Source organism: Vibrio neptunius (assembly GCA_019339365.1).
GTDB lineage: Bacteria > Pseudomonadota > Gammaproteobacteria > Enterobacterales > Vibrionaceae > Vibrio > Vibrio neptunius.
The window spans coordinates 427,016-446,995 of record CP079860.1 but is presented as its reverse complement, the minus strand read 5'-3'; the positions used below and the strand labels follow the sequence as shown (position 1 = coordinate 446,995).

General features: G+C 47.1%; 16 protein-coding genes and 2 pseudogenes. 8 read left to right on the top strand and 10 right to left on the bottom strand.

Features of this window, described 5'->3' with window-relative positions; translation table 11 throughout:
- Nucleotides 1-8 precede the first annotated feature (8 nt).
- The 7 genes and pseudogenes from KW548_18705 to KW548_18675 all read left to right on the top strand — a co-directional run bounded on the left by KW548_18705 (nt 9) and on the right by KW548_18675 (nt 6,583).
- Nucleotides 9-692 carry an ABC transporter ATP-binding protein gene (locus tag KW548_18705; GenBank protein QXX09116.1) on the top strand — a complete coding sequence of 228 codons (684 nt, stop codon included), beginning with the start codon at nt 9-11 and terminating at the stop codon, nt 690-692.
- Nucleotides 680-1,939: an ABC transporter permease gene (locus KW548_18700; protein ID QXX09115.1), complete on the top strand. Its 1,260-nt coding sequence runs from the start codon at nt 680-682 to the stop codon at nt 1,937-1,939. Before KW548_18705 ends, KW548_18700 begins: the two co-directional genes overlap by 13 nt.
- Nucleotides 1,932-2,681 (top strand): outer membrane lipoprotein-sorting protein, encoded by a 750-nt coding sequence (locus tag KW548_18695; protein QXX09114.1) that lies wholly within the window; start codon nt 1,932-1,934, stop codon nt 2,679-2,681. Before KW548_18700 ends, KW548_18695 begins: the two co-directional genes overlap by 8 nt.
- A gap of 1 nt (nt 2,682) precedes the next feature.
- Nucleotides 2,683-3,947, top strand: a pseudogene (locus tag KW548_18690) (hypothetical protein).
- Nucleotides 3,947-5,005, top strand: coding sequence for a histidine kinase (locus tag KW548_18685; GenBank protein QXX09113.1), 1,059 nt, complete (start codon nt 3,947-3,949; stop codon nt 5,003-5,005). The pseudogene KW548_18690 and the gene KW548_18685 overlap by 1 nt, the downstream one beginning before the upstream one ends.
- Entirely contained in the window at nt 4,995-5,780 is a 786-nt protein-coding gene (locus tag KW548_18680) for a LytTR family DNA-binding domain-containing protein (protein QXX09112.1), read from the top strand. The genes KW548_18685 and KW548_18680 overlap by 11 nt, the downstream gene beginning before the upstream one ends.
- 176 nt (nt 5,781-5,956) lie before the next feature.
- Nucleotides 5,957-6,583, top strand: coding sequence for a LysE family translocator (locus KW548_18675; protein QXX09111.1), 627 nt, complete (start codon nt 5,957-5,959; stop codon nt 6,581-6,583).
- 49 nt (nt 6,584-6,632) lie between these two features.
- Here the strand turns inward: KW548_18675 and KW548_18670 are convergent, their stop codons facing one another.
- On the bottom strand, nt 6,633-6,815 hold the full coding sequence (locus tag KW548_18670; protein QXX09110.1) for a hypothetical protein: 183 nt from the start codon (nt 6,813-6,815) through the stop codon (nt 6,633-6,635).
- A gap of 170 nt (nt 6,816-6,985) precedes the next feature.
- On the opposite strand from KW548_18670, the gene KW548_18665 reads away from it, so the two are divergent.
- A complete protein-coding gene (locus tag KW548_18665; GenBank protein ID QXX09109.1) occupies nt 6,986-7,600 on the top strand; it encodes a DsbA family protein in 615 nt (204 codons plus the stop codon).
- Here the strand turns inward: KW548_18665 and KW548_18660 are convergent.
- The 9 genes and pseudogenes from KW548_18660 to KW548_18620 form a co-directional block, all read right to left on the bottom strand.
- Nucleotides 7,597-7,926: pseudogene (locus KW548_18660) on the bottom strand (hypothetical protein). The gene KW548_18665 and the pseudogene KW548_18660 overlap by 4 nt on opposite strands.
- Nucleotides 7,927-8,105: 179 nt before the next feature.
- Nucleotides 8,106-9,908 carry an alpha-amylase family protein gene (locus KW548_18655; GenBank protein QXX09108.1) on the bottom strand — a complete coding sequence of 601 codons (1,803 nt, stop codon included), beginning with the start codon at nt 9,906-9,908 and terminating at the stop codon, nt 8,106-8,108.
- Between the two features lie 171 nt (nt 9,909-10,079).
- Nucleotides 10,080-11,870, bottom strand: a complete 1,791-nt coding sequence (locus tag KW548_18650) for a M20/M25/M40 family metallo-hydrolase (GenBank protein QXX09107.1) — start codon at nt 11,868-11,870, stop codon at nt 10,080-10,082.
- A 344-nt stretch (nt 11,871-12,214) separates the two neighbouring features.
- Nucleotides 12,215-13,924: an ABC transporter permease subunit gene (locus KW548_18645; protein QXX09460.1), complete on the bottom strand. Its 1,710-nt coding sequence runs from the start codon at nt 13,922-13,924 to the stop codon at nt 12,215-12,217.
- Between the two features lie 46 nt (nt 13,925-13,970).
- A complete protein-coding gene (locus KW548_18640) occupies nt 13,971-15,485 on the bottom strand; it encodes an ABC transporter substrate-binding protein (protein ID QXX09106.1) in 1,515 nt (504 codons plus the stop codon).
- A complete protein-coding gene (locus KW548_18635; GenBank protein ID QXX09105.1) occupies nt 15,475-16,323 on the bottom strand; it encodes a dipeptide/oligopeptide/nickel ABC transporter ATP-binding protein in 849 nt (282 codons plus the stop codon). The genes KW548_18640 and KW548_18635 overlap by 11 nt, the downstream gene beginning before the upstream one ends.
- Before the next feature lie 20 nt (nt 16,324-16,343).
- Nucleotides 16,344-17,105: an ATP-binding cassette domain-containing protein gene (locus KW548_18630; GenBank protein ID QXX09104.1), complete on the bottom strand. Its 762-nt coding sequence runs from the start codon at nt 17,103-17,105 to the stop codon at nt 16,344-16,346.
- Nucleotides 17,106-17,274: 169 nt separating this feature from the next.
- Nucleotides 17,275-18,579 (bottom strand): MATE family efflux transporter, encoded by a 1,305-nt coding sequence (locus KW548_18625; protein QXX09103.1) that lies wholly within the window; start codon nt 18,577-18,579, stop codon nt 17,275-17,277.
- Between the two features lie 210 nt (nt 18,580-18,789).
- The gene (locus KW548_18620; GenBank protein ID QXX09102.1) at nt 18,790-19,803 is read right to left on the bottom strand and encodes a methyltransferase; all 1,014 of its coding nucleotides are present in this window, start codon (nt 19,801-19,803) and stop codon (nt 18,790-18,792) included.
- Nucleotides 19,804-19,980: the final 177 nt, after the last annotated feature.

The window sequence follows — 19,980 nt, the reverse complement described above, 5'->3', positions numbered from 1 at the left end:
GAGATGGCATGTTGCAGTTTCAAAATCTTGCCAAGCAGTACCAACTCGGTCAGCAGCGAGTGGAGGCGCTCAGCAACGTCACTGGCGAAATCAGCAATGGTGAAATGGTCGCCCTTTGTGGCCCGTCAGGCTCTGGCAAAAGCACGTTGCTGAATATTCTGGGCTTGCTTGATAGTGAGTTTGAAGGTCAGGTTACTTTCGATGGCTCGTTATACCCGAAAGAGCCACAACAATCGGCGCAATTGAGGCGGACCAGCATGGGCTTTGTATTCCAGCGCTTTAACTTGGTTCCTGTGATGAGTGCATGGGAAAACGTGGCTTACCCATTAATGTTGAACGGATACTCGGCCAAACATCAGCAACGGCTCGCCATGGAAATGCTTGTCAAAGTGGGGCTGGAAGAGTTTGCTCACCATCGACCTGATCATCTCTCGGGTGGTCAACAACAGCGCGTCGCCATTGCGCGAGCGCTGGTTCATCAACCCAAGCTGGTTATTGCCGATGAGCCAACCGCCAGTCTGGATAGCCATACCGCTCAGCGGGTGATTGAACTGATGAAAAACCTTGGTCATGAGTTGGGAACGACCTTCATTGTGGCTACACATGATCAGCGAATGGCGAATCAGTGTGACCGAACACTCTCGTTGGTGGATGGCAGAATAAGCGAGGAGGCGATGAAATGGGCCAGTTAGTTCCTCAATCAGTGCGCATAGCGTATCTGAATTTGCTGCGAAATCGTCGTCGCAGTGTGTTGTCCGCTCTTATTATCACGATTGCCGTTTTTGCTTTAACGTCAGCGGGCGGGTTCGGGCTTTACACCTATGAATCACTCCAAGAATCAACGGCGCGGGATACGGGGCATCTGACAATCAGCCTTCCCGGGTTTTTCGAGAAAGATGAAGACATGCCATTGGCGAACGGTCTGGAAGACAGTGCCGCGATCTACAAGCAACTGATATCGAATCCGGATATACGAGGCATTCAGCCTAGGATTGAGTTCACAGGGTTGGTCTCAAATGGCAATAAATCGACCATTTTTGTCGGTACTGGTGTGAATGAACGTGAGTTCGATATGAAGGGGCCGTTTCTCGACGTGCGTCAGGGTAAAACCTTGTCTGATATTCGCTCTTCGCGATATCAACCCTCGGAGCCTGAGGTGATGCTTGGCGTCGATTTGGCACGTAATCTCAACGTATCAATTGGTGACTGGATCACCGTGCTTGCAACGACGAGCGACGGCGCGCTAAATGCACTCGATTTTAAAGTTCATGGTATCTATTCAACGGGTGTGCCGGACTTAGATAAGCGCCAGCTATACCTGCATATTGAATCGGTACAGGAACTATTGGTGAGTGACAAAGTGAGTACTTTGTCGGTTTTCCTTTACGAAACACAAAATACGTTGAAGCTTCAGAGTTGGGTGGAAGAGCAACTCGCTTCTTTGCCACACCGCCAAGCACTGGAAGTCACGCCGTGGCAGCAAAGAGCCTTTTTCTACACCAAAGTGAAAGACTTATACGATCGAATCTTCGGCATTATGGGGGCGGTGATGTCGCTGGTGGTGTTCGTTGCTCTCTTTAACACCATGACAATGTCGGTGACGGAAAGAACGCGTGAAATCGGAACCTTGTCCGCATTAGGCACATATCCTGCGGAAATCGTGGCGGGGTTTGTGCGCGAAGCAGCACTGTTAGCTGGCATCGGCACACTCTTAGGTGGGCTTCTAACAGCCTTCACCAGTATTGCCCTGATGGTGGTGGATGTGCAAATGCCACCACCACCAGGTCGAACCGACGGCTATCCACTCAATATCTATTTTTCACCCGAGCTACTGAGTTACAGCGCATTGGGTGTCATGGCGATTTGCATTCTCGCTGCGTTTCTTTCCGCCCGAAAGGGTGTCAATAAGCCAATAACGGAGGCGTTGACCTATGTTTAAATCACTTTCTATTGCCATCGGATTGAGTCTGTTGAGTGTTGGCGCGCTTGCTAATGACACGGAAACCATGGTCAAAAATGCAGATGCCTACCGCCTTGATACAGCGTCCGCCAAAGTGGTGTCTATGGTTACCTTGTATAAAAACGGAGAGCTGGATAAAACACGCCAATACAATGTTTATACGCGCCCCGAACGCGAGTCTTTAGTTGTGTTTAAGTCACCGGTTGAAGCGGGGCAAAAGATGCTGATGTTGGGAGACAACTATTGGCTAGTGATGCCTAAAAGTCGTCGCCCGATCCGTATAACACCAATGCAAAAACTACTCGGTGAAGCCTCCGTTGGCGATGTATCTACTCTCACTTGGAGTCAGGACTACCGAGCGACGCTGACGGCTCAGGAAACCTTGACCATCAATGAGCGAGCAGTGTTGGCAAACCAGCTTTCTCTGCAGTCTGTAACTCAAGGTGCGAATTACGATCGCATCGAATTATGGTTGGAATCGGAGAGCGATTTCCCGATCAAAGCCGACTTGTACTTAAAATCTGGCAAGCTGGCTAAGCAGGCATTGTTTGAGCAGGGTGAGCGCGATGGCCAGCCAAGAGTCGTGAGCATGACCTTGATTGACAAGATTCAGCCTGCGAAGAAAACGGTGATTGAATATCAGCAAGTGACGGCTCATCAACTTGAAGATAAGTACTATATTCCGGCATTTTTGACGCGTAACGCACTGTCGGAGCTATAACGTGAATTGTCGTTTGATTTTCGCGTTGGCGGCAACGGTTTCAAGCAGCGGCCTTGCTCAACCAAGTTTCAACTGGGACTGGACGGTTAGTGTTAGCCAGAATCAGCACAGAGACTCCGTCTGGTTTGAACCACATACGGCGTCGCACACTGAGCAGCTAGACGCGTTGCTTCGTGTGCAGGCCGAGTGGCAAAATTGGAGCGGCCTGTTAGCAGCAAAGAGTAGTCAACTAGCGTCGAGCGACTCATCCGACTCAACTGATAATGAGTTGATTGTTCAGGAGCTTTTTGGCAAGGCGTCTGGGAGACAGGCGTACTACCGCTTGATATGACGCTGGGGAAAATCCGCCTCGATTGGGGAGTAGGGTATGGATATCGCCCCTTAGACTTGTTCAAACCTTATCGGCGTCACCCAGTGGGAATTCAGGTAGAGGAGGGGGCAGGTGTCGCAATGGCGTCATACTTTGATCTTTCGGGAGAGTGGAGTTTGCTTTACAGCGATTCCAGCTGGACAAAGCAAGAGTCTAGCGAGCTCGAACAAAGAACTGAGCAACAGGGCATTGGTCTGCGTCGCTACTGGCTGACAGATGAGACGGAATGGCAGGGCATTGCTTACTATGACGATGTAAGACAAGGCTTAATTGGCGGCTCCATGGTGTCTGTTTATGATGCCTCATGGGCGTACCACGCTTCTTTTGTGTACCAGAGAGACTACCTAGGGTTTGAGCAGCAAGGCCTCTACTCACCAGTGATTCTGGCTAACAAAAGTAGTGGCTTTCAAGGTTTGGTTGGGCTTAATTGGGCTAGCCAAGCCGGCAATCAAATCATCGTTGAATATTGGTACGACAATCGAGCATGGAGCAAAGAAGATTGGCGGCAGGGACTGGAAAGAGCGACAGCTTTATCAGAAAGCGTCAACACCGCTGGTCTATCGCATTCGTACGCTCAGGGACTCAACCATATCAATCTGGTGCAGCATAACGTCATGTTTCATTGGAGTTTGAATCCTACTAGCTGGAGTCAGTGGCAATGGAGTAAAAATGCCTTATGGCTGGAGAATGTAGAGCCTACTTTTGATCTCTTATTATCGCCACAAGACGGCGGTGTCATTGCAACACAGTGGATTAACTACAGTGCTTATGACTCGGGACAGACTTCGGTCGACGTTGAACTTGCAGCCCGTTTTATGACGGGAAGCTATGACTCCGTATATGCAAATCTATCAGATAAGCGTATGATTTTTATAAATCTAAAAGGGAAATTTTGATGACTGACTTTGCTACTCGTTTAACAGACGTATTGAAGAGTTTGGTGTTCACCTCAGTCTTTTGCCTCATCATCGCATTCGCCACACATGCTATCTGGCCAAGCCCGTTTTGGGAGCATATTCTTATCAGTTTCGGCTACGGATACAGCGCAGTATTGAGTTCTCATTTATTGCAGTGGACGAGTGAGCATTGGACTCGGCGTCAGCTGAGCATGTTGTCTATTGGCGCTTCAATGGTGTTTGGTACGACCAATGCCTACTATTGGTTAAGCAAATACGACAAGTTTGCCGACTTCAGCCAGATGAAGCCGGTCATCATTCTTGGGTTTATTTTCTCAGCGGCTTGTTTTCTGTATTTCTATACGCATGAGCAAAAGCTGCAGACTCAAAAGGAGCTGGAACGGGCTCGCCGTATTCAAACGGAGCAAGAGAAAGCACTGCTACTAAGCCAACTAAAACAGCTGCAAAGCCAGATTGAACCTCACTTCTTGTTTAATACACTGGCTAACATTAGCGTATTGATAGATAGCGATGCGACAAGCGCCAAGCGGATGTTGGAGAAACTGACCGAGCTGTTACGCGGGACGTTACAACGCAGTCGTCAGTACAATACGACCTTAAAAGGCGAATTGGAGCTGGTGGATGCTTACCTTGCCATTCAAAAAATACGGCTCGGAGAACGCTTGAATTATGAAATCTCCGACCATTGTTTGGGTGACCTCAATATACCGCCTCTGTTGGTTCAACCGCTAGTGGAGAACGCAGTACAACATGGCATTGAACCCAGCTCTGTCGGTGGAAAAATAACAGTAGAGGTTGCTGAAAATCAGGATAGTGTGACCATTTCTGTTATCGACAATGGGATTGGTTTTAGCGATACGCCTAGTCATGCTGGGCAAGGTATTGGGCTGGACAATATTCGTCATCGGCTCACCACCTTGTTTGGTCAACATGCGTCACTGAACCTGAAAGAGAATGCATCGGGTGGTGTGATTGCTCAGTTGTCTGTACAACGTCGCTCATTGGAGAAACTTGAGGAAAACATGGATGCAAACTGATCTTCTTACCGCCGTCATTGCTGACGATGAGCCGTTGCTGCGTCGTCATCTTAATCAGGCGCTTGCTGAGTATTGGCCTGAACTCGATATTGTCGGGCAGGCTGCGAATGGTGAGCAAGCCCTTGAAATGATTGAGCAACATCGGCCTCAAGTGGTATTTCTGGATATAAAAATGCCCGGGCTGGATGGTATGTCATTGGCGAAGAAGCTCTCTAAGCGTGATTGCCAACCTCATATTGTGTTTGTGACGGCGTATGACGAATACGCTGTCCAAGCTTTTGAAACTAATGCGGCGGATTATCTGCTTAAGCCTGTCTCTGATGCTCGTCTTACTCAATGCGTTGAAAAACTGAAAGCGAGGTTACATAGCGCTGAACCCGTGACAGAGCTTGGCACTTTGCTGAATCAGATTCAGCAGCTCAACGCGCCTGCTCAGCCGAAATACTTAAGTTGGATTAGAGCAAGCAAGGGCGAAGAGATTCATCTCATTGCTTTGTCAGAGGTGCTTTATTTCAAAGCAGAAGACAAATACGTCTCTCTGTACAAGCGAGAGCAGGGCAACAAAGTCGAGTATGTTCTGCGAACGTCACTTAAGGAACTGCTGGCTCAGCTGGATCCGGAGTTGTTTTGGCAAGTACATCGCTCGAGTGTGGTTAATGTCTCGATGATAGATAAAGTGAAGAAGGACTTTTCCGGCAAAATGGTTGCGGTAATGGGGGACGACAGTATTCCCATCAGCAGAGCGATGCAAAGCAAATTTACCAGTATGTGGTAATGGTATTCAAAGCAGGGTTTGTCGATCGCATGGTTTGGATTTACATGGATCTGAAAGATACGGTTCCCGAGTATGCCAGTTGGCTGAAATTCTAGTGGGTTTGAATACTGCAAGGCGATTGTATTTTTATACAATCATGTTACTTTTCAGTAACCCACTATGTATGAGGCACAGCCATGACCGTTGAAAGTGCGATCACCTTTTTTATCGCTATGTTGATCTTTAGCATCACACCTGGGCCGGGCGTATTTGCCATTGTTGCTCGTGCGATGGTTTCAGGTGCAAAACACTGTATTTCTCTGTCTGCTGGAATGGTTGCGAGCGATGTTATCTATCTCCTTTTAGCCTGCTTGGGTTTGGCTGCAATAGCAGAAAACTGGGCAACACTGTTTGTGTTGATTCGCTACGTCGGTGCGGCTTACCTCATCTATCTCGGCTATAAGATGATCAAAGCACTGCCTGAGGCCAGTGAAGCGATTCAACAAGATCAAACACCAAAAGCTCCGTCTCATATCACCGGATTTGTGCAGGGCTTTCTGATCTCGGCTTCGAACCCTAAAGTGATCTTATTTTATATTTCATTTCTGCCAACGTTTATGGACTTAACCGTTCTTAATAGTCAGGATATTGCACTGGCTGCGGTATTAAGCGTTGTTGCTCTAATGACAGGGTTAATGATGATCGCGATTGGCGCAGGGCGACTGGTTAAAGTGTTGAAAACACCAAGTGCTCAACGCAAGCTGAATCAAGGAGCTGGCGGTGTAATGATTGCTGCTGGTACTTACCTCGCAATCAATAAATAGCAGATAAACAACAAGCGCTTAGCAATGGGGGCTGCTAAGCGCTTGCTGTTTAAACACTCTGAACTAACAGTTCAATAAGTTCGTCTTCTGTTTCAGGTATTTTGTTAAATTCCACACTCACATCCGCACCGCCCTTGAGCATATACGCTTTACTGGTACAGTGATCATGATGAAACCATTTACCACCTACACAAACGTCAGTGTAACATCTTGGGTCTTTTTTCAGTTCCATGGGTATCCCTCTTGTTAATCTCTGTAACATTATGTCAACATAAATGATGTAATCACTTTGTTAAAATGATCTCGATCAAGCAGAGGTAACAATTACCTCTATGGGGTTAAAGGAAATAGACGAATTGGTGATGTAGACCCTGATTCGCTACTCACTATAAGGATGAACTCATGCAAACAGCCAAACTCTACTACGTTTACGACCCTATGTGTTCTTGGTGTTGGGGTTACAAACCCACTTGGGAAAAAATCCAGAGTGCGTTAGCTGATGAGGTGACAGTGCAGTATGTGGTTGGGGGGTTGGCGCCAGACTCTATGGAGCCTATGCCCATCGCCATGCGTGAACAAATTGCCTCGTATTGGAAAAAGATCGAAAACTATCTGGGCACTGAGTTCAACTATGACTTCTGGACGAAAAACACCCCTAAGCGCTCAACTTATCCTTCTTGTCGAGCAGTGTTAGCGGCACGCAAGCAGGGAGCGGAGAAAGAGATGCTACGCGCCATCCAGCATGCTTATTACCTTCAAGCACGAAACCCGAGTGACAGTGAAGTATTGATTGCGATAGCTGCGGAGATTGGTCTTGATGAAGCGCAGTTCTTGCAAGATTTTCAGTCTGAAGCTCTAAACCAACAATTTATGGAGGAACTGGGTTTCGCTCGTTCTATCGGTGGGAATAGTTTCCCATCCTTGTTTGTAGAGACGGCCAATGGTGTGGTCGAGCTGCCCGTTGATTATGAATCTGCCCAAGATACCATTGAGCAGATCCATCGTTTAATGGCTTAGGCTAATTGTGCGGGCTTTTTCTGCTGCATAACGTCTCGGATACTCATGCTCATTAGTATCAAGTTGGTGAAGCCCGCAATTAATTCAATAATCTGAATGATGTAAAACGTGCTGGTAAACTGCTCTGCGCTTGCAAGATAGTGAAGAAAGATGGCTGCCGGCGTCAGAACCAGCAAACCATTCAACGCGATAAAGGGCATGCGCTTTTTCTTTGCTGCAATCGGCCCTCTTGTGACCTTCGGTGCCATTTTCGCCCCCGTAATACCCGCCAATGCCATGGTTGGAATCAAAAACCATATGGCATAGAAGATGTATGTCTTTGCAATTAAAATTAAAAATAGCAAATGTGAAAGGTAATGGATTGATTATTAGAAAGATTAAATTCGAAACGAAATAGTATTGCCCAGAGATATCTGGGCAATCGAGTTCTATAAGACGTGTATTAGCGTTCGCTTTCGATAAGAATTGAAGAGACGCGGGCCCAAGCTGAATCGAGACTTCGCAGTTACTGCTCACCACCTTTTTGTTCCGAATCAGGGGCTTCAAGCTCTAGAAACAGGCTTGCCAGTGGGGAAAGCAACATAGAAATAGAAGCGGAGGTTTGAGTCACATTCAGGGTGTACTCCGAGTCACTGATCCTATCTATCCAACGATATTGTCCGGGAAGCAGCTGCCACTCAATAATGATTGAGTAAGGGATAATCAGTTCGACTTGTTTACCTTGTTGCGCGCTGAAATTGGCAACAACAATCAGCTTTTGTTGTTCACTGGATCTGGCGAAAGCGAACAACTGATCTTGCATTTCGCCGAAACTGTCAAAGTTCGCTGCGTAAAGGTCATGATAGTTTCCCAATAGCGCAGAGCTTTTTAATGTTAGGTTAAGCAGCTTTTGGTAGAAGAGTCTTAGCGCTTTTTCTTCCTCACTCAGTTGGCCTCCGTCAAAAGCACCATGGTTCATCCAACGTTGATGGTGAGGGACGCCCACATAGTCGAATATCGACGTGCGGCTGGGTGTGCCAAATCCGCCAAGCTCCGCCCCAGGTTCACCGACTTCCTGACCAAAATAGATCATGCTAGGGGAACTTGATAGGCAAGTAGACACCAACATGGCGGGTTTGCCTTTTTGAGCACATCCTGCAAATTCAGGCGAGGCAAGTCTCTGTTCATCATGGTTGTCGAGAAAGTGCAGCATATGGTGCTCAATATCGCGTAGCTGATACTCAATGCGGCCAATCTCTCGCGTAGAACCGTGACCTTGTATAATTGATTTCAACTGGTCATAGAGATCAACCTTGTCGTAGAGGTAATCCATTTTTCCGAGCTGGATATAGTCGCGATAAAGTTCCGGCTGATAGACTTCAGCCATCAGAAAGGTATCTTGGTTAGCCATTTTTATCGAAGAGTTGAGATAGCTCCAGAACTCGACAGGCACCATTTCGGCCATATCGTAGCGAAAGCCATCGACGCCTTTTTCAAGCCAGTAAAGTGCAATGTCCCGAAACTTTTTCCATGAATCCGGAACGGATTTATCCTGCCAGAATTGATGGTGATCTGAGTGAGGTTTGAGACGGTATTCTTTCGGTAATATAGGAAAGTCTTTGCTACCGTCAGGGCGAACACCATAATTGACTTTTACAGTCTCGTACCAATCATCAATGGACGGTTGAGCTTTCCTTGAGCCGTTGCCGGTCCATTTCGCCGGAAACTCCTGATAAGGGGTTTTTAAATGAGGATGTCCCTCACCTCCAAGGATATTTTCAGGCGATAATTCGCTTGGCAGTTCAAAAGGAGTATCTGGAATGTAGTAGAAGTTGTTGTCTTTGTGATAGCAGACATTGGTGTCATCGTGAGCCCCAAAATCTTCCACGCCCGAAGGATTGTTTAATCCTTTATAAACACGAGCGACATGATTAGGCACAATGTCGATGATGACTTTGAGGCCAGCATGGTGGGTGCGACTGATTAAATCGTCGAATTCCTGATTTCGTCGACAGGGGGCATCCGCTAAATCTGGGTTGACGGAGTAGTAGTCCTTTACCGCGTAAGGAGAGCCTGCACGGCCTTTGACAACCGAAGGGTGATCATTATCGATTCCTACATGCGTGTAATCATTGACCAGAGCATGATGTGGTACGCCAGTAAACCAGATGTGTGTGATGCCCAAATCACGAATTTCATTTAAAGCCTTTTCAGTAAAGTGACTGAACTTGCCAACCCCATTGGTATCTATGTTGCCCCATGGCTGATTGGTGGTATTCGTGTTGCCAAACAGGCGGGTAAAGACCTGATAAATATTGTACTTCTTCATTCAACAATCTAGCCATTCCTATTGAGGTTGATTTAAGGCTAGTGGAAGTTGATGGGGTTTGACTCCTCCTTTTGGCGAGAGTGTGGGGCGTAGAAAGAGGCTCAGTGACGAAAACGTGAGATAGAACGAAAAACGCCGTGCGAGGCACGGCGTTTGTATTATGAAAGGTGATTATTTCAGGTCTTGATCAAAATCACCGTGGAAGTGATCGTGGTCAGAGACGCTGTCGGCCGCTTTGAGTCTTTCGCCAATGCGTAGTTTCTCTTTTGGCGCTTCAGCAGTAGAGAAGGCACGTTGCGCTTTCACTTCTGGCTCTGCTGGCTGCTCTGGGAACAACTGTTTGCTCATTGCGTAGTAAGTTGTTACGTAAGCAAGTGACTGAGTATTGGTATAAAGCGCGTTCTGGTTAACGTTGTTCACGTCATCACACGCCTGATGGTAACACTTATCATAAGACACATCGATGTCACCGCCGAATTTCTCAACTTCTTCAGCAGTTTTCACTTTCTCAGCACCAGTGAACAGGCCACCAAATGCAACACCCCAATCAGCAAAACCTGCGTAGTCAGAGCGTTTCGATAGAGCTTGAGGAATGGTTGCTTCTTCTTTATCAGTAAAGAACTCTTGGAAGATAGATTCGATGTCAGATGTGCCGTATGGCGGTTTGAAATCGCCAGTGTAAGCATTATCTGGGCTGTCTTTAGTATCGGACAAGTCACCGTCCATCACACCATAGATGTAGTTAGGTGAACCGATCATGTCGAAGTTCAGGTACAACTTCACTTTATTGAGCTCAGTGTAACGGGCTTCGACCAGTTCTACTTGCTCAGGCGTTAGCTCACTTGGATCTTTCAAACCTAGTTCTTCAAGAATTTGAGCTTGTGCATCATTGTAGATTGGTTGGAACAAGTCATTGGTGTAGTACTCAGATCCGACTAGACCTGCTTCTTCAGCCGCCCACCATGCGAAGCGAACTTTGTTCTTCACAGGTACTTCAAGCTCAGATAGGGTCACCGCATATTCAAGTAGGCCAGCTGTACCTGTGCCGTTATCATTGATACCTGGACCTTCTGGAACAGAGTCAAGGTGAGCACCAAGCATGACGACTTGATCGTCGTTCCCGCGAGGGGTTTCAGCAAGAATGTTTTGCGTTACGACATCTTCGTCTTTCACATTGACCGTAAGGTTGGCCAATACCGTTTCAGATTGTGCTTTGTTGTACCACTCTTGACCAAGATCGAAGCGCGCGCCCAAAGCGGCGATGGTCGCTTTCGTGTCACTGCCTAGCGTGCCGCTAACGACAGACTTTCTACCTTCATCGTTGCCTTGGTTGAAGACGATAACCGCTTTCGCACCCGCATTCTGTGCGTTGACAACTTTGGCGTCAAACGCACAACCACCTCGTTGGATAACGGCAATCTTGCCTGTGACGTCTTTGCCTGTGAAGTCGGATGCTTCACAGCCATCAGTACTGTCGTAATCGGGTGCATCAAAGCGGAAGTCTGGTGTAACGAACGCGAGCTCGCCACTAATCTGGCCGTTGGAATTACCTGAGTAAGACATGACAGCAAAGTCTGCTTCAACGCCGTCACTGGCTTCACGTACACTGATAAGATCTTTGCCATCGACGTTGGCTTTCGTACCAGCTAGCTCTTCCCAAGCACGGAAGTCAAACTCTTGTGTAGTAACGATGTAACCATGTTCTTTCATTGTTTCGACAATGAACTCAACTGAGTTGGCGTACCCCTTGGTGCCAGCTGCACGAGTAATGGAATTGCCATCTGTAGTGGCAGAAGCCAAACCTTCTAGCGTTACTAGGTGGCTGACGACTTCATCTCTATCGATGTTTTCACTGACGTATTTTGCCACCTCACGTGGATCGTCCCAGAAACACCCTGATAGCATGGTGGTGCTGATAACAGTCGCGAGAATGGATTTTTTTGTTGTTATGCTTACTTGCATGTGTGACTCCTTGTTAAACCATCCTTTCCATTCTTCATAAAAGATTAAGTTATAAAAATGTTAAAATTAACATTTTTTATAAAAATGAATGCATATCAAATAATAACAATGAGATACATGTAATTCATAGGTAGAGCTAATGTTCTAGATCTCAAAATCAACATTTTCAATTATTTATGCGATTTTTATGGTCTTTTAATTGATAAGTTTGTTATCTGATAATTTGTGATGTATAGCAACATGGTATGCAGTTAAATTCATATTAGTTCAACCGTTAGCTGCACGCTGGTGTAATTGACCGGTGATGGGAGGTGGAGAAATCGATGATTAGAAGCGACTCATTCCTAATCACCGAACAATAGATTGATTGCAATTGCCATCAAAACTAAGCCTGAGATTGGCAGCAAGACACCTAATGGCGAGCGCTCTATGTAAGGCAGGTTCTCTGCAATCAATAAGCCCCACTCAGGTTCTGGCGGCTTAACGCCAAGTCCGATAAAACTCAGAGAAGTCAGGCTGAGCGTAATGTACGGCAAACGTAGAAACGCGTGACGAATCAATGGCGGCAGCACATAAGGTAACAAGTAGTAACGGAGTACTCGCCACTGACTGGTTCCCCAAATGGGCGCAAGATGCGTATAAGGTAGCGCTTTGGCTTCCATCAACAAACTTGCACAGTGCGCTGCTAATGGTGCCCATGACACCATAACAATCGCAATCAAGGCACTGTTTGGGTTCATCCCTGTAAGACCAGCGATCAGCAGACCCGCCACAATGTATGGCACACCTTTGGTGATCTCAATTAAGCCTTGGCTGTAACGAGTCACGAAACCGAGTAGTAAACCAATCACCAAACTTAGGAACGTTGCGATGATGCCCATTTTGATTGTCGACATCATACCGCCGCCAACACGAGCAAGCAGATCTCGACCGACGGCGTCTGCACCAAACGGTGCTGCTAATCTTGGCGATTCAAGGCGGGTAAATTGGATTGTGTAAGGATCGCGCATTAATGCCCATCCCGCACAAGCAATCATCAAGGCAAAGATTGTCGCACTGACGATGCGTTTGGTGGTGCTTTGGGTAAAACGGAACGTGCTGTGACTGCTGATCAGCTTGCCACTTGTGACACTGTGTCCGAGTAACCAGCGTTGCAATAAGATGCTCGCACTGCTGATCAACATCGAGAATATCAGCAACACCAACAAACCACCTTGCAGCATCGGCAGATCTTGTGACTTAGCCGCGCCTAGGATTAGTCGTCCGATACCCGGAATGGAAAACACTTGTTCCACAGCAACCGCGCCGCCGGTTAAACCAATCACCGTCATTGCGATTTGAGGAGTCAAGTTACTAACGGCACGCCACAAGGCAAAGCGTAAGATTTGAAACTTACTGACGTTCGCCGATAGCCAAGTGATCACCCAAGGCTCATCTAGTACACGTTTGAGGCTGTCATTGAGCAAACGCCCGAACAAGCCAGCAGCAGGCAATGCCATTGCCAAACTTGGTAGCCAGAGGTTTTGCACTCCTTGCCAACCATAAGGCGGGAACCAGCCCAACCAAATGGAAAATACCATGATCAGCAATGAAGCAATCACGTACTCGGGCAGTGAGACCAATACCGAACTGAGCGTGTCATGGTGTTTGTCTAAACGATTCTGTTGCCAACGACGCACAGTGTAAAGCACGCTCGCCATGCACATTGCAAATGCCATGACTAACGCTGTAAGCATCAGTAGTAGCGACGTTTTTGCAGTTTGTTGAACGCTCTCCATCACGGGTGAACCGCTCACCCAAGAGACACCTAAGTCACCTTGCATGGCAAGCGTCAACCAATCCCACAGTCGCTCAGCAGCGCTGCGGTCAAGTTGAAGATCTTCTCGAATGGCTTGCAGAGCTTCTGCCGTCAGCAGCTGCTGAGCACCCGCACGAGCACGGAGGATTGATTGGCTTGGGTCGATACCTGCAATATCCGGCATCAAACCCACCAGCACAACCACTACCCCGAGTGACAGGAAGCGCGACAAAAAACGCGTAAACCATTCAGGCATACAAGCGCTCAAACGAGAGCGCATGTTGGCAACAGACGACATCGAGTTAGTTCACCCCAGTAAACTGGTCGATCAGGCGACGCTCACGTGGGTCACGTTGTGTATTCTTCACGCGGTCACTCTCACCTTGGATTACTCGCTCGTGCAACAGTGGAATCACAGCGTATTGCCCAAGAATTTTGCTTTCTGCTTCGATGATCGCTTGTTGGCGCTTCTCACCCAATGGCTGTCGGTCAGCGTGTTTCAATGCTGCGTCCACCTCTTCAGAGCAGAACTGACCTAGGTTGTAAGAACCTTTACAGCTAAAGTCACTTTGCATGTATGCCACTGGGTCACCAGAATCCAGCACCGTTGCACGTGACAACAAGAACGCATCGAACTTACCTGCTAGTGCATCGTTTTCGATTTGTGCGTATTCACGAACGTCTAGGTCCACTACAAAGCCTACCGCTTCAAGTTGTTGCTTTAGCAGCACCGCCACTTCTGGCAACTCTGCACGGTCGGTAAACGTACCAATAGTGATCTTCTCACCGTTCGCGTGGCGCATTTCCATGGTTTCCATACGAGGGTTCGCATCACGAATTGGCCCCGCCCATGCCAATGCAGGACCTAACAAACCTTTCGCTGAGTCGGCGTGGTTCTCGTAAACCGTTTTGATGATTTGTTCACGGTTAACCGCTTGAGCCGCTGCTTTACGTAAACCAAACTGGCTAAATACATCTGATTTGTTGTTCAGGTAAAGCGTGTTGGTACGCGGCATTGCAACTTCGTGCAGCCTTGAAGATTCCATCATCGCGATTTGCGATACAGGAACGGCTTCTACTACATCCGCCTCACCAGTGCGCAGTGCAGCAGCACGAGCAAAACCGTTTGGTACGTATTCAGCAAAGATACTGTCTACTTTTGCTTTTTCACCCCAGTAACCGTCAAAACGCTTCAGTTTCGCGCTGGTTGTCCCGTTGATTTCTGTCAGAACGAATGGACCAGTACCCGCATTGATTGGCACAACACGACCGTTTTCTTGGTATGCAGCACCAGAAAGGATCGCTAGCTGTGGGCTAGATAGACGGCTTGGCAACAATGGATCGTTAAAGGTCGTTTTGATTTCAACAGTGAAGTCGTCCAATGCGCGAACTTGCCATTCAATACCATCCAAAATGCGTGGCTTAGGTGCGGCAGCTAATGCTTTTTGTAGAGAGTTCACTACCGCGTTGGCATCAAGGTCAGAACCATCGTGGAATTTTACGCCCTTGCGTACCGTAAATTGCCACGTCATCGGGTCAACTTGTTCCCACTCTGTTGCCAACATAGGCTCAGCAACGGACTGATCGTTAAGGTTAACCAGCGTTTCTGCCGTGCTCCAACGTGACAGTTTGAACGCGTCATCTGAAAGTGGCGACAAGCCTGTGCGTGGCGGTTGCATCATAGCAACACGAATTTCCGTCGGTTGCGGTGCAGCTGCTTTTTCCACTTCTGGCTTGCTTTCGCCAGAGTCAAAACAACCGGTCAGCAGTGCGCTTAAAGCCAGCGACAAAGCTAACTTGGGAGTACTAAGGTGCATAAGAAACCTCTCCAATGGTTTTTGTGAATTCATTACTTTTGTGTTGAGCGCTCATCAAGGCTCTAGTGATAAGGTGCGATGGGTTATTTGCCACACTTTGTGCTGCGCCGTGCTCGACAACGCGTCCTTTGTCTAACACCAGGATTTCATCGCATAGGGTTTGTGCAGCATCGAGGTCATGTGTCACCAACATCAGGCGCATTTGACGACTCTTTTGAATACCTGCCAACAGGTCGAGAATCTGTTGGCGACTGACGGGGTCTAGGCTGCTGGTTGGCTCATCGGCAACCAACACACAAGGCTCGACAATCAAAGCTCTGGCGATAGCCACACGCTGAGCTTGCCCAACCGATAACTGCTGTGGGTTACGATCTAACAAAGTGAGTTCCAAACCGACATCCGCCAAGACCTTTTCCACCTTCTTATTGAGTTCTTGCGTTAAACCAATATTGCTTAGCGGCTCCAGTAAGATCTGGCGAACGGTGTAATACGGATTCAAGCTCGATTGCGGCTCTTGCGGAATTAGTTGAATGTGCCGACACAACTTTTTGCGCTGCTTAGCTGAGCTACGCGATAACGGATAACCACACACATACACTTCACCAGATGTAGGTTTACGAAGACCAAACATAAGCTCAATCAAGGTCGATTTACCTGCGCCAGAAGGACCAACAATCGCAATATTTTGTGTGTCGATAGCGAGATCTAATTGTTCGAGCGCTTTAAACGGTTTGCCTCCTAACCAACTTGGTTTGGAGTAATGGTGAACACTGGCATGCTCAAAGCGAACTTCCGCCGATATAGGCTGCGTGTGCCCGCTCAAGTTATGCTTAGTCAAAATAGGCTCCAGAGATGAAGTTAAGGCAGCAGTTGCGCAAGTTGTTGGCAGAAAGGATGCGAACTTTGCTGAATGGCTTGCCATGGTGATCCATAAGCCACCAGGGTGTTGTCCGCAATCACCAAGACTTTGTCACACGCCAAAGCCGCAGATAGATCGTGCGTGATCAACAAACCACTAATGTTGCGTTGCTGAACACTACTGCGGAACAACTCAAGGATCTCCGCTTCGGTAATTGGGTCGAGCGCACTGGTGGGCTCATCAGCGATGATCAAGCTGGCACTACCAAGCAACGCAATTGCAATACAAATACGCTGACGCTGACCACCAGATAGCTGGCTTGGATGCTGCGCTAATGCTGCTTTTGGATCCGCAAACCCGAGTTGAGACAACAAGGTCGTCACCGTTTCTAGGTTTGCTGAAGACAAGCGTGTTTTGTTGCCTGTCAACGCTAAACACAGTTGTTGTTCTACAGACGCTAATGGATTCAGCGCTTTGAGTGCATCTTGGAAAATGACTGCTGGACGCAGCGAGTGACTACGTTGCAACATTGCAGTTTGTGCGACTTCACTGCTGTTAAGCTGGATACTTCCATCCACCCAAATGTCAGACGGCAAAAAACCTGCGACGGCTTTCGACAACATGGATTTACCAATGCCGGAAGGTCCCATAATGGCAAGAACTTCACCTTGGAACAGCTCAAAAGAAATGTCTTTGAAGAGTGTGCGTTCTGAGTCTGCAAGGCTGAAATTATTAACGGAGAGTATTGGTTGAGAAATCACGATACCAAAATAAGTGTAACATTATAACATAACAATTTTATCACGTTGTTTTGTGCAATAAAACCGTCTGTAGTAGTTATTTCAGCTTATTTTTCCCTCACATCATCAATGCGAACTATCACGATGGTTTCGATTCACAATGATATGAAATGACGTCCATTTAGTATGGCTAAAGACATTTTTTCTTCACCTGAATGATGCTTGGGTACAAGAAAATAAAGCGTCCAACGTAGAACACAGTCAATGCCAGCCACAAACCGTGATTGCCCCAGTATTGCACCGCAATAAATTGGGTCAATAAGAACACCATCATGGTTAGGAAGGTAGAGTTACGCACTGGTCGCGTCGTCCCTGTGCCGGTAAAGATGCCGTAAAACGTAAGACCAAAACCCGCAACCAATGGGAACACCAATAACCAAGGGCTCATGTCTAGATACAGCTCAACAAGGTTTGGCAAAGTGGTAAACAACGTCACCACTTGGTGTTTGAACAGCACCAACAGCAAGGTCAATACAACGACGAACGCCGCGGTCCATTGCGTGTTTAGCTTAATCACGTTATCAAGCAATCTCGGATTCTTCTGCCCAACCGCTTTACCAGCAAAGACGCTCGACGCATTTGCCACACCATCAAACATGTAGCTGACGATGAAGGTCACTTGCATCAAGATTGCGTTCACCGCGAGCACATCAGAACCAAGCTGAGAGCCTATACGCGCCATCATATTGAAGAACACCAATAGACACACAGTACGAAGCAGCAGATCCATATTGGAAGACGCGATGACTTTGAGATCTTTACGCGTCATTTTCGCGGTTTGAATGTAATCAAACAGCGGGAAACGACAGGTTTTCATCACCAGCACCGCAACAATAACAAACGTCGAGATTTGCGCGATAAGTGTTGCTATCGCAACGCCAGCAATTCCCATGTCGAAGTACAATACGAATACGATATCCAGCACTATATTAAGCACGTTGCCAAACACTTGCGTGAATAAAGTTTCTTTGGCTTTGGTTTGCCCCATCAGCCAACCAATCACGGTGTAATTGAGCAGTACAAATGGCGCACCAAAGATCATGATATCGAAGTAAATCTTAGCGTTTTCTGCCACGACTGCGTCAGGGGAGATAATCAGTTCTGCGCCCATCCAAATCACGGACTGCAACGCAATAAAAATCAAGCCAAGGCAAAGCGAAAGCACGAAAGGACGGAATAAGCTGCTTGCTTGATCTTCTGGGTTGTTTTTACCTAACGCAATCGCACTTTGCCCAGTGGTACTGACACGGAAGAAGCCAAACAGCCAATACAAGGTGTTCATGATGACCGTACCGACCGCTACACCACCAATCATCTCAGCAACACCAAGCCTACCAATCACTGCAGTGTCCACCGCACCCAACAAAGGCTGAGTTACAGTAGAAACGATGAAAGGACATGCAATTTTAAAGTAGTCTTTATGGGTCAGAGCCATCTTATTCTGCCGAGTTTTATATGAACACTGTCAGGGTGGAGGAGGGAGATGATGTCCAAGATCAGGATGAGAGTCAAAGGTTGTATTGATTATCATTACAGTAAATAGCAAAACTCAAAAAAAATAACAAGGCTAAGCATATTAAATGCTTAGCCTTTACTTGTTGATGATTTGGTTTGTGAATCTTTAGTTTTAGTGCGTAACTTTTGGTTAGCCTTTCATCACTTCCATTACAGTGTGTCCCGTGGCGAGTTTTGCGCTGCGGGCGACGCGTAGGTTTGATTTGGCGAGCAACTTCTCCATATCGGTTAAGCTGCGTTGATGGGTACCGTCTTCACAGATAACCGATTGGAACAGCGCGTTGAACAGCAGCCGTGGAGAGCGCTCCCCGTTTTCAATCAGAGGTTCAATCACTAGCAGACGATTGTCTTCTAATGACCGAGCAATTGTGTCGAGTATTTTTTTACAAGACTGTGTATTCCAGTTGTGCAGGACATTTTTCAACAGATAAATATCGTAGCCTGAGGGGATAGAATCAAAGAAATCACCACAGCAAACCTCGACTCTGTCGTGAATATCACTAGGCAGGTACTGCCAACTTTGCTCGCATACCTCTTCTCGGTCAAAGATACACCCAGACAAATGTTCGTAGCGATGGAGTAATTCTGCGGTAATCACGCCGCTTCCACCGCCAATATCAATCAAGCTACCAGCAAAGCTGAACATATCAGGGAAGACTCTGGCGAGCTCTGCACCGACCGGCCTTGAAAAGTCACGCATAGCGAGATCATACACGGAGGAACGAGAAGGAGTCGATTCCAAATACTGATAAAGCGTCTGATCAGAGATGTGTTTGAATCCGGAGTCTCCGGTTTTACAGGTATGGAGTAGCCCCTCATAGCCGCGATAATACTCTTCGCCAAACAGTCGGCAGAAATGTCGCATAGATTGAGGGTGGTCGGAAAGGAGCAACATGGAGTGCGTATTATTGCTGATCATTCGATCACACTCGATGTGAAAGAAACCAAATAGTTCAATGACCTTCAGCATACTTAGCAGGACAGTCTTGTCTGCATTACAAGCTAAAGCGAGTGCGTCGATGTCGAGCGCGCCCTCTTTTAATAAGTCGGCAAGCCCCAGTTCTGCGGCCACATTGAGTGCTTTGGCTGCCAGAGGCAGCATCATGATTTCAGATATCTTTTTAGTGGATTCTACATTACTCATAAAACAACCTCATTAAACTATTGTTCATTGCGTAATTAGCAAGCTAGTCGAGAAAACTTAATATTTAATTAAGATTGCATGAATGCAGTATATTACCGTTGATGTGGTTCACTACAAGTAGAAAATTTCATTATATCCTGATGGTTATTTTTATAATGGATAAAGATAGATAAATTT

Bases quoted from the DNA above. Each gene is read 5' to 3' on its own strand.
- KW548_18620 (QXX09102.1), bottom strand. From the start codon at position 19,803: ATGAGTAATGTAGAATCCACTAAAAAGATATCTGAAATCATGATGCTG.
- KW548_18645 (QXX09460.1), bottom strand. From the start codon at position 13,924: ATGCCTGAATGGTTTACGCGTTTTTTGTCGCGCTTCCTGTCACTCGGG.
- KW548_18685 (QXX09113.1), top strand. From the start codon at position 3,947: ATGACTGACTTTGCTACTCGTTTAACAGACGTATTGAAGAGTTTGGTG.
- KW548_18705 (QXX09116.1), top strand. From the start codon at position 9: ATGTTGCAGTTTCAAAATCTTGCCAAGCAGTACCAACTCGGTCAGCAG.
- KW548_18680 (QXX09112.1), top strand. From the start codon at position 4,995: ATGCAAACTGATCTTCTTACCGCCGTCATTGCTGACGATGAGCCGTTG.
- KW548_18695 (QXX09114.1), top strand. From the start codon at position 1,932: ATGTTTAAATCACTTTCTATTGCCATCGGATTGAGTCTGTTGAGTGTT.
- KW548_18700 (QXX09115.1), top strand. From the start codon at position 680: ATGGGCCAGTTAGTTCCTCAATCAGTGCGCATAGCGTATCTGAATTTG.
- KW548_18670 (QXX09110.1), bottom strand. From the start codon at position 6,815: ATGGAACTGAAAAAAGACCCAAGATGTTACACTGACGTTTGTGTAGGT.
- KW548_18650 (QXX09107.1), bottom strand. From the start codon at position 11,870: ATGCAAGTAAGCATAACAACAAAAAAATCCATTCTCGCGACTGTTATC.
- KW548_18640 (QXX09106.1), bottom strand. From the start codon at position 15,485: ATGCACCTTAGTACTCCCAAGTTAGCTTTGTCGCTGGCTTTAAGCGCA.
- KW548_18655 (QXX09108.1), bottom strand. From the start codon at position 9,908: ATGAAGAAGTACAATATTTATCAGGTCTTTACCCGCCTGTTTGGCAAC.
- KW548_18675 (QXX09111.1), top strand. From the start codon at position 5,957: ATGACCGTTGAAAGTGCGATCACCTTTTTTATCGCTATGTTGATCTTT.
- KW548_18665 (QXX09109.1), top strand. From the start codon at position 6,986: ATGCAAACAGCCAAACTCTACTACGTTTACGACCCTATGTGTTCTTGG.
- KW548_18625 (QXX09103.1), bottom strand. From the start codon at position 18,579: ATGGCTCTGACCCATAAAGACTACTTTAAAATTGCATGTCCTTTCATC.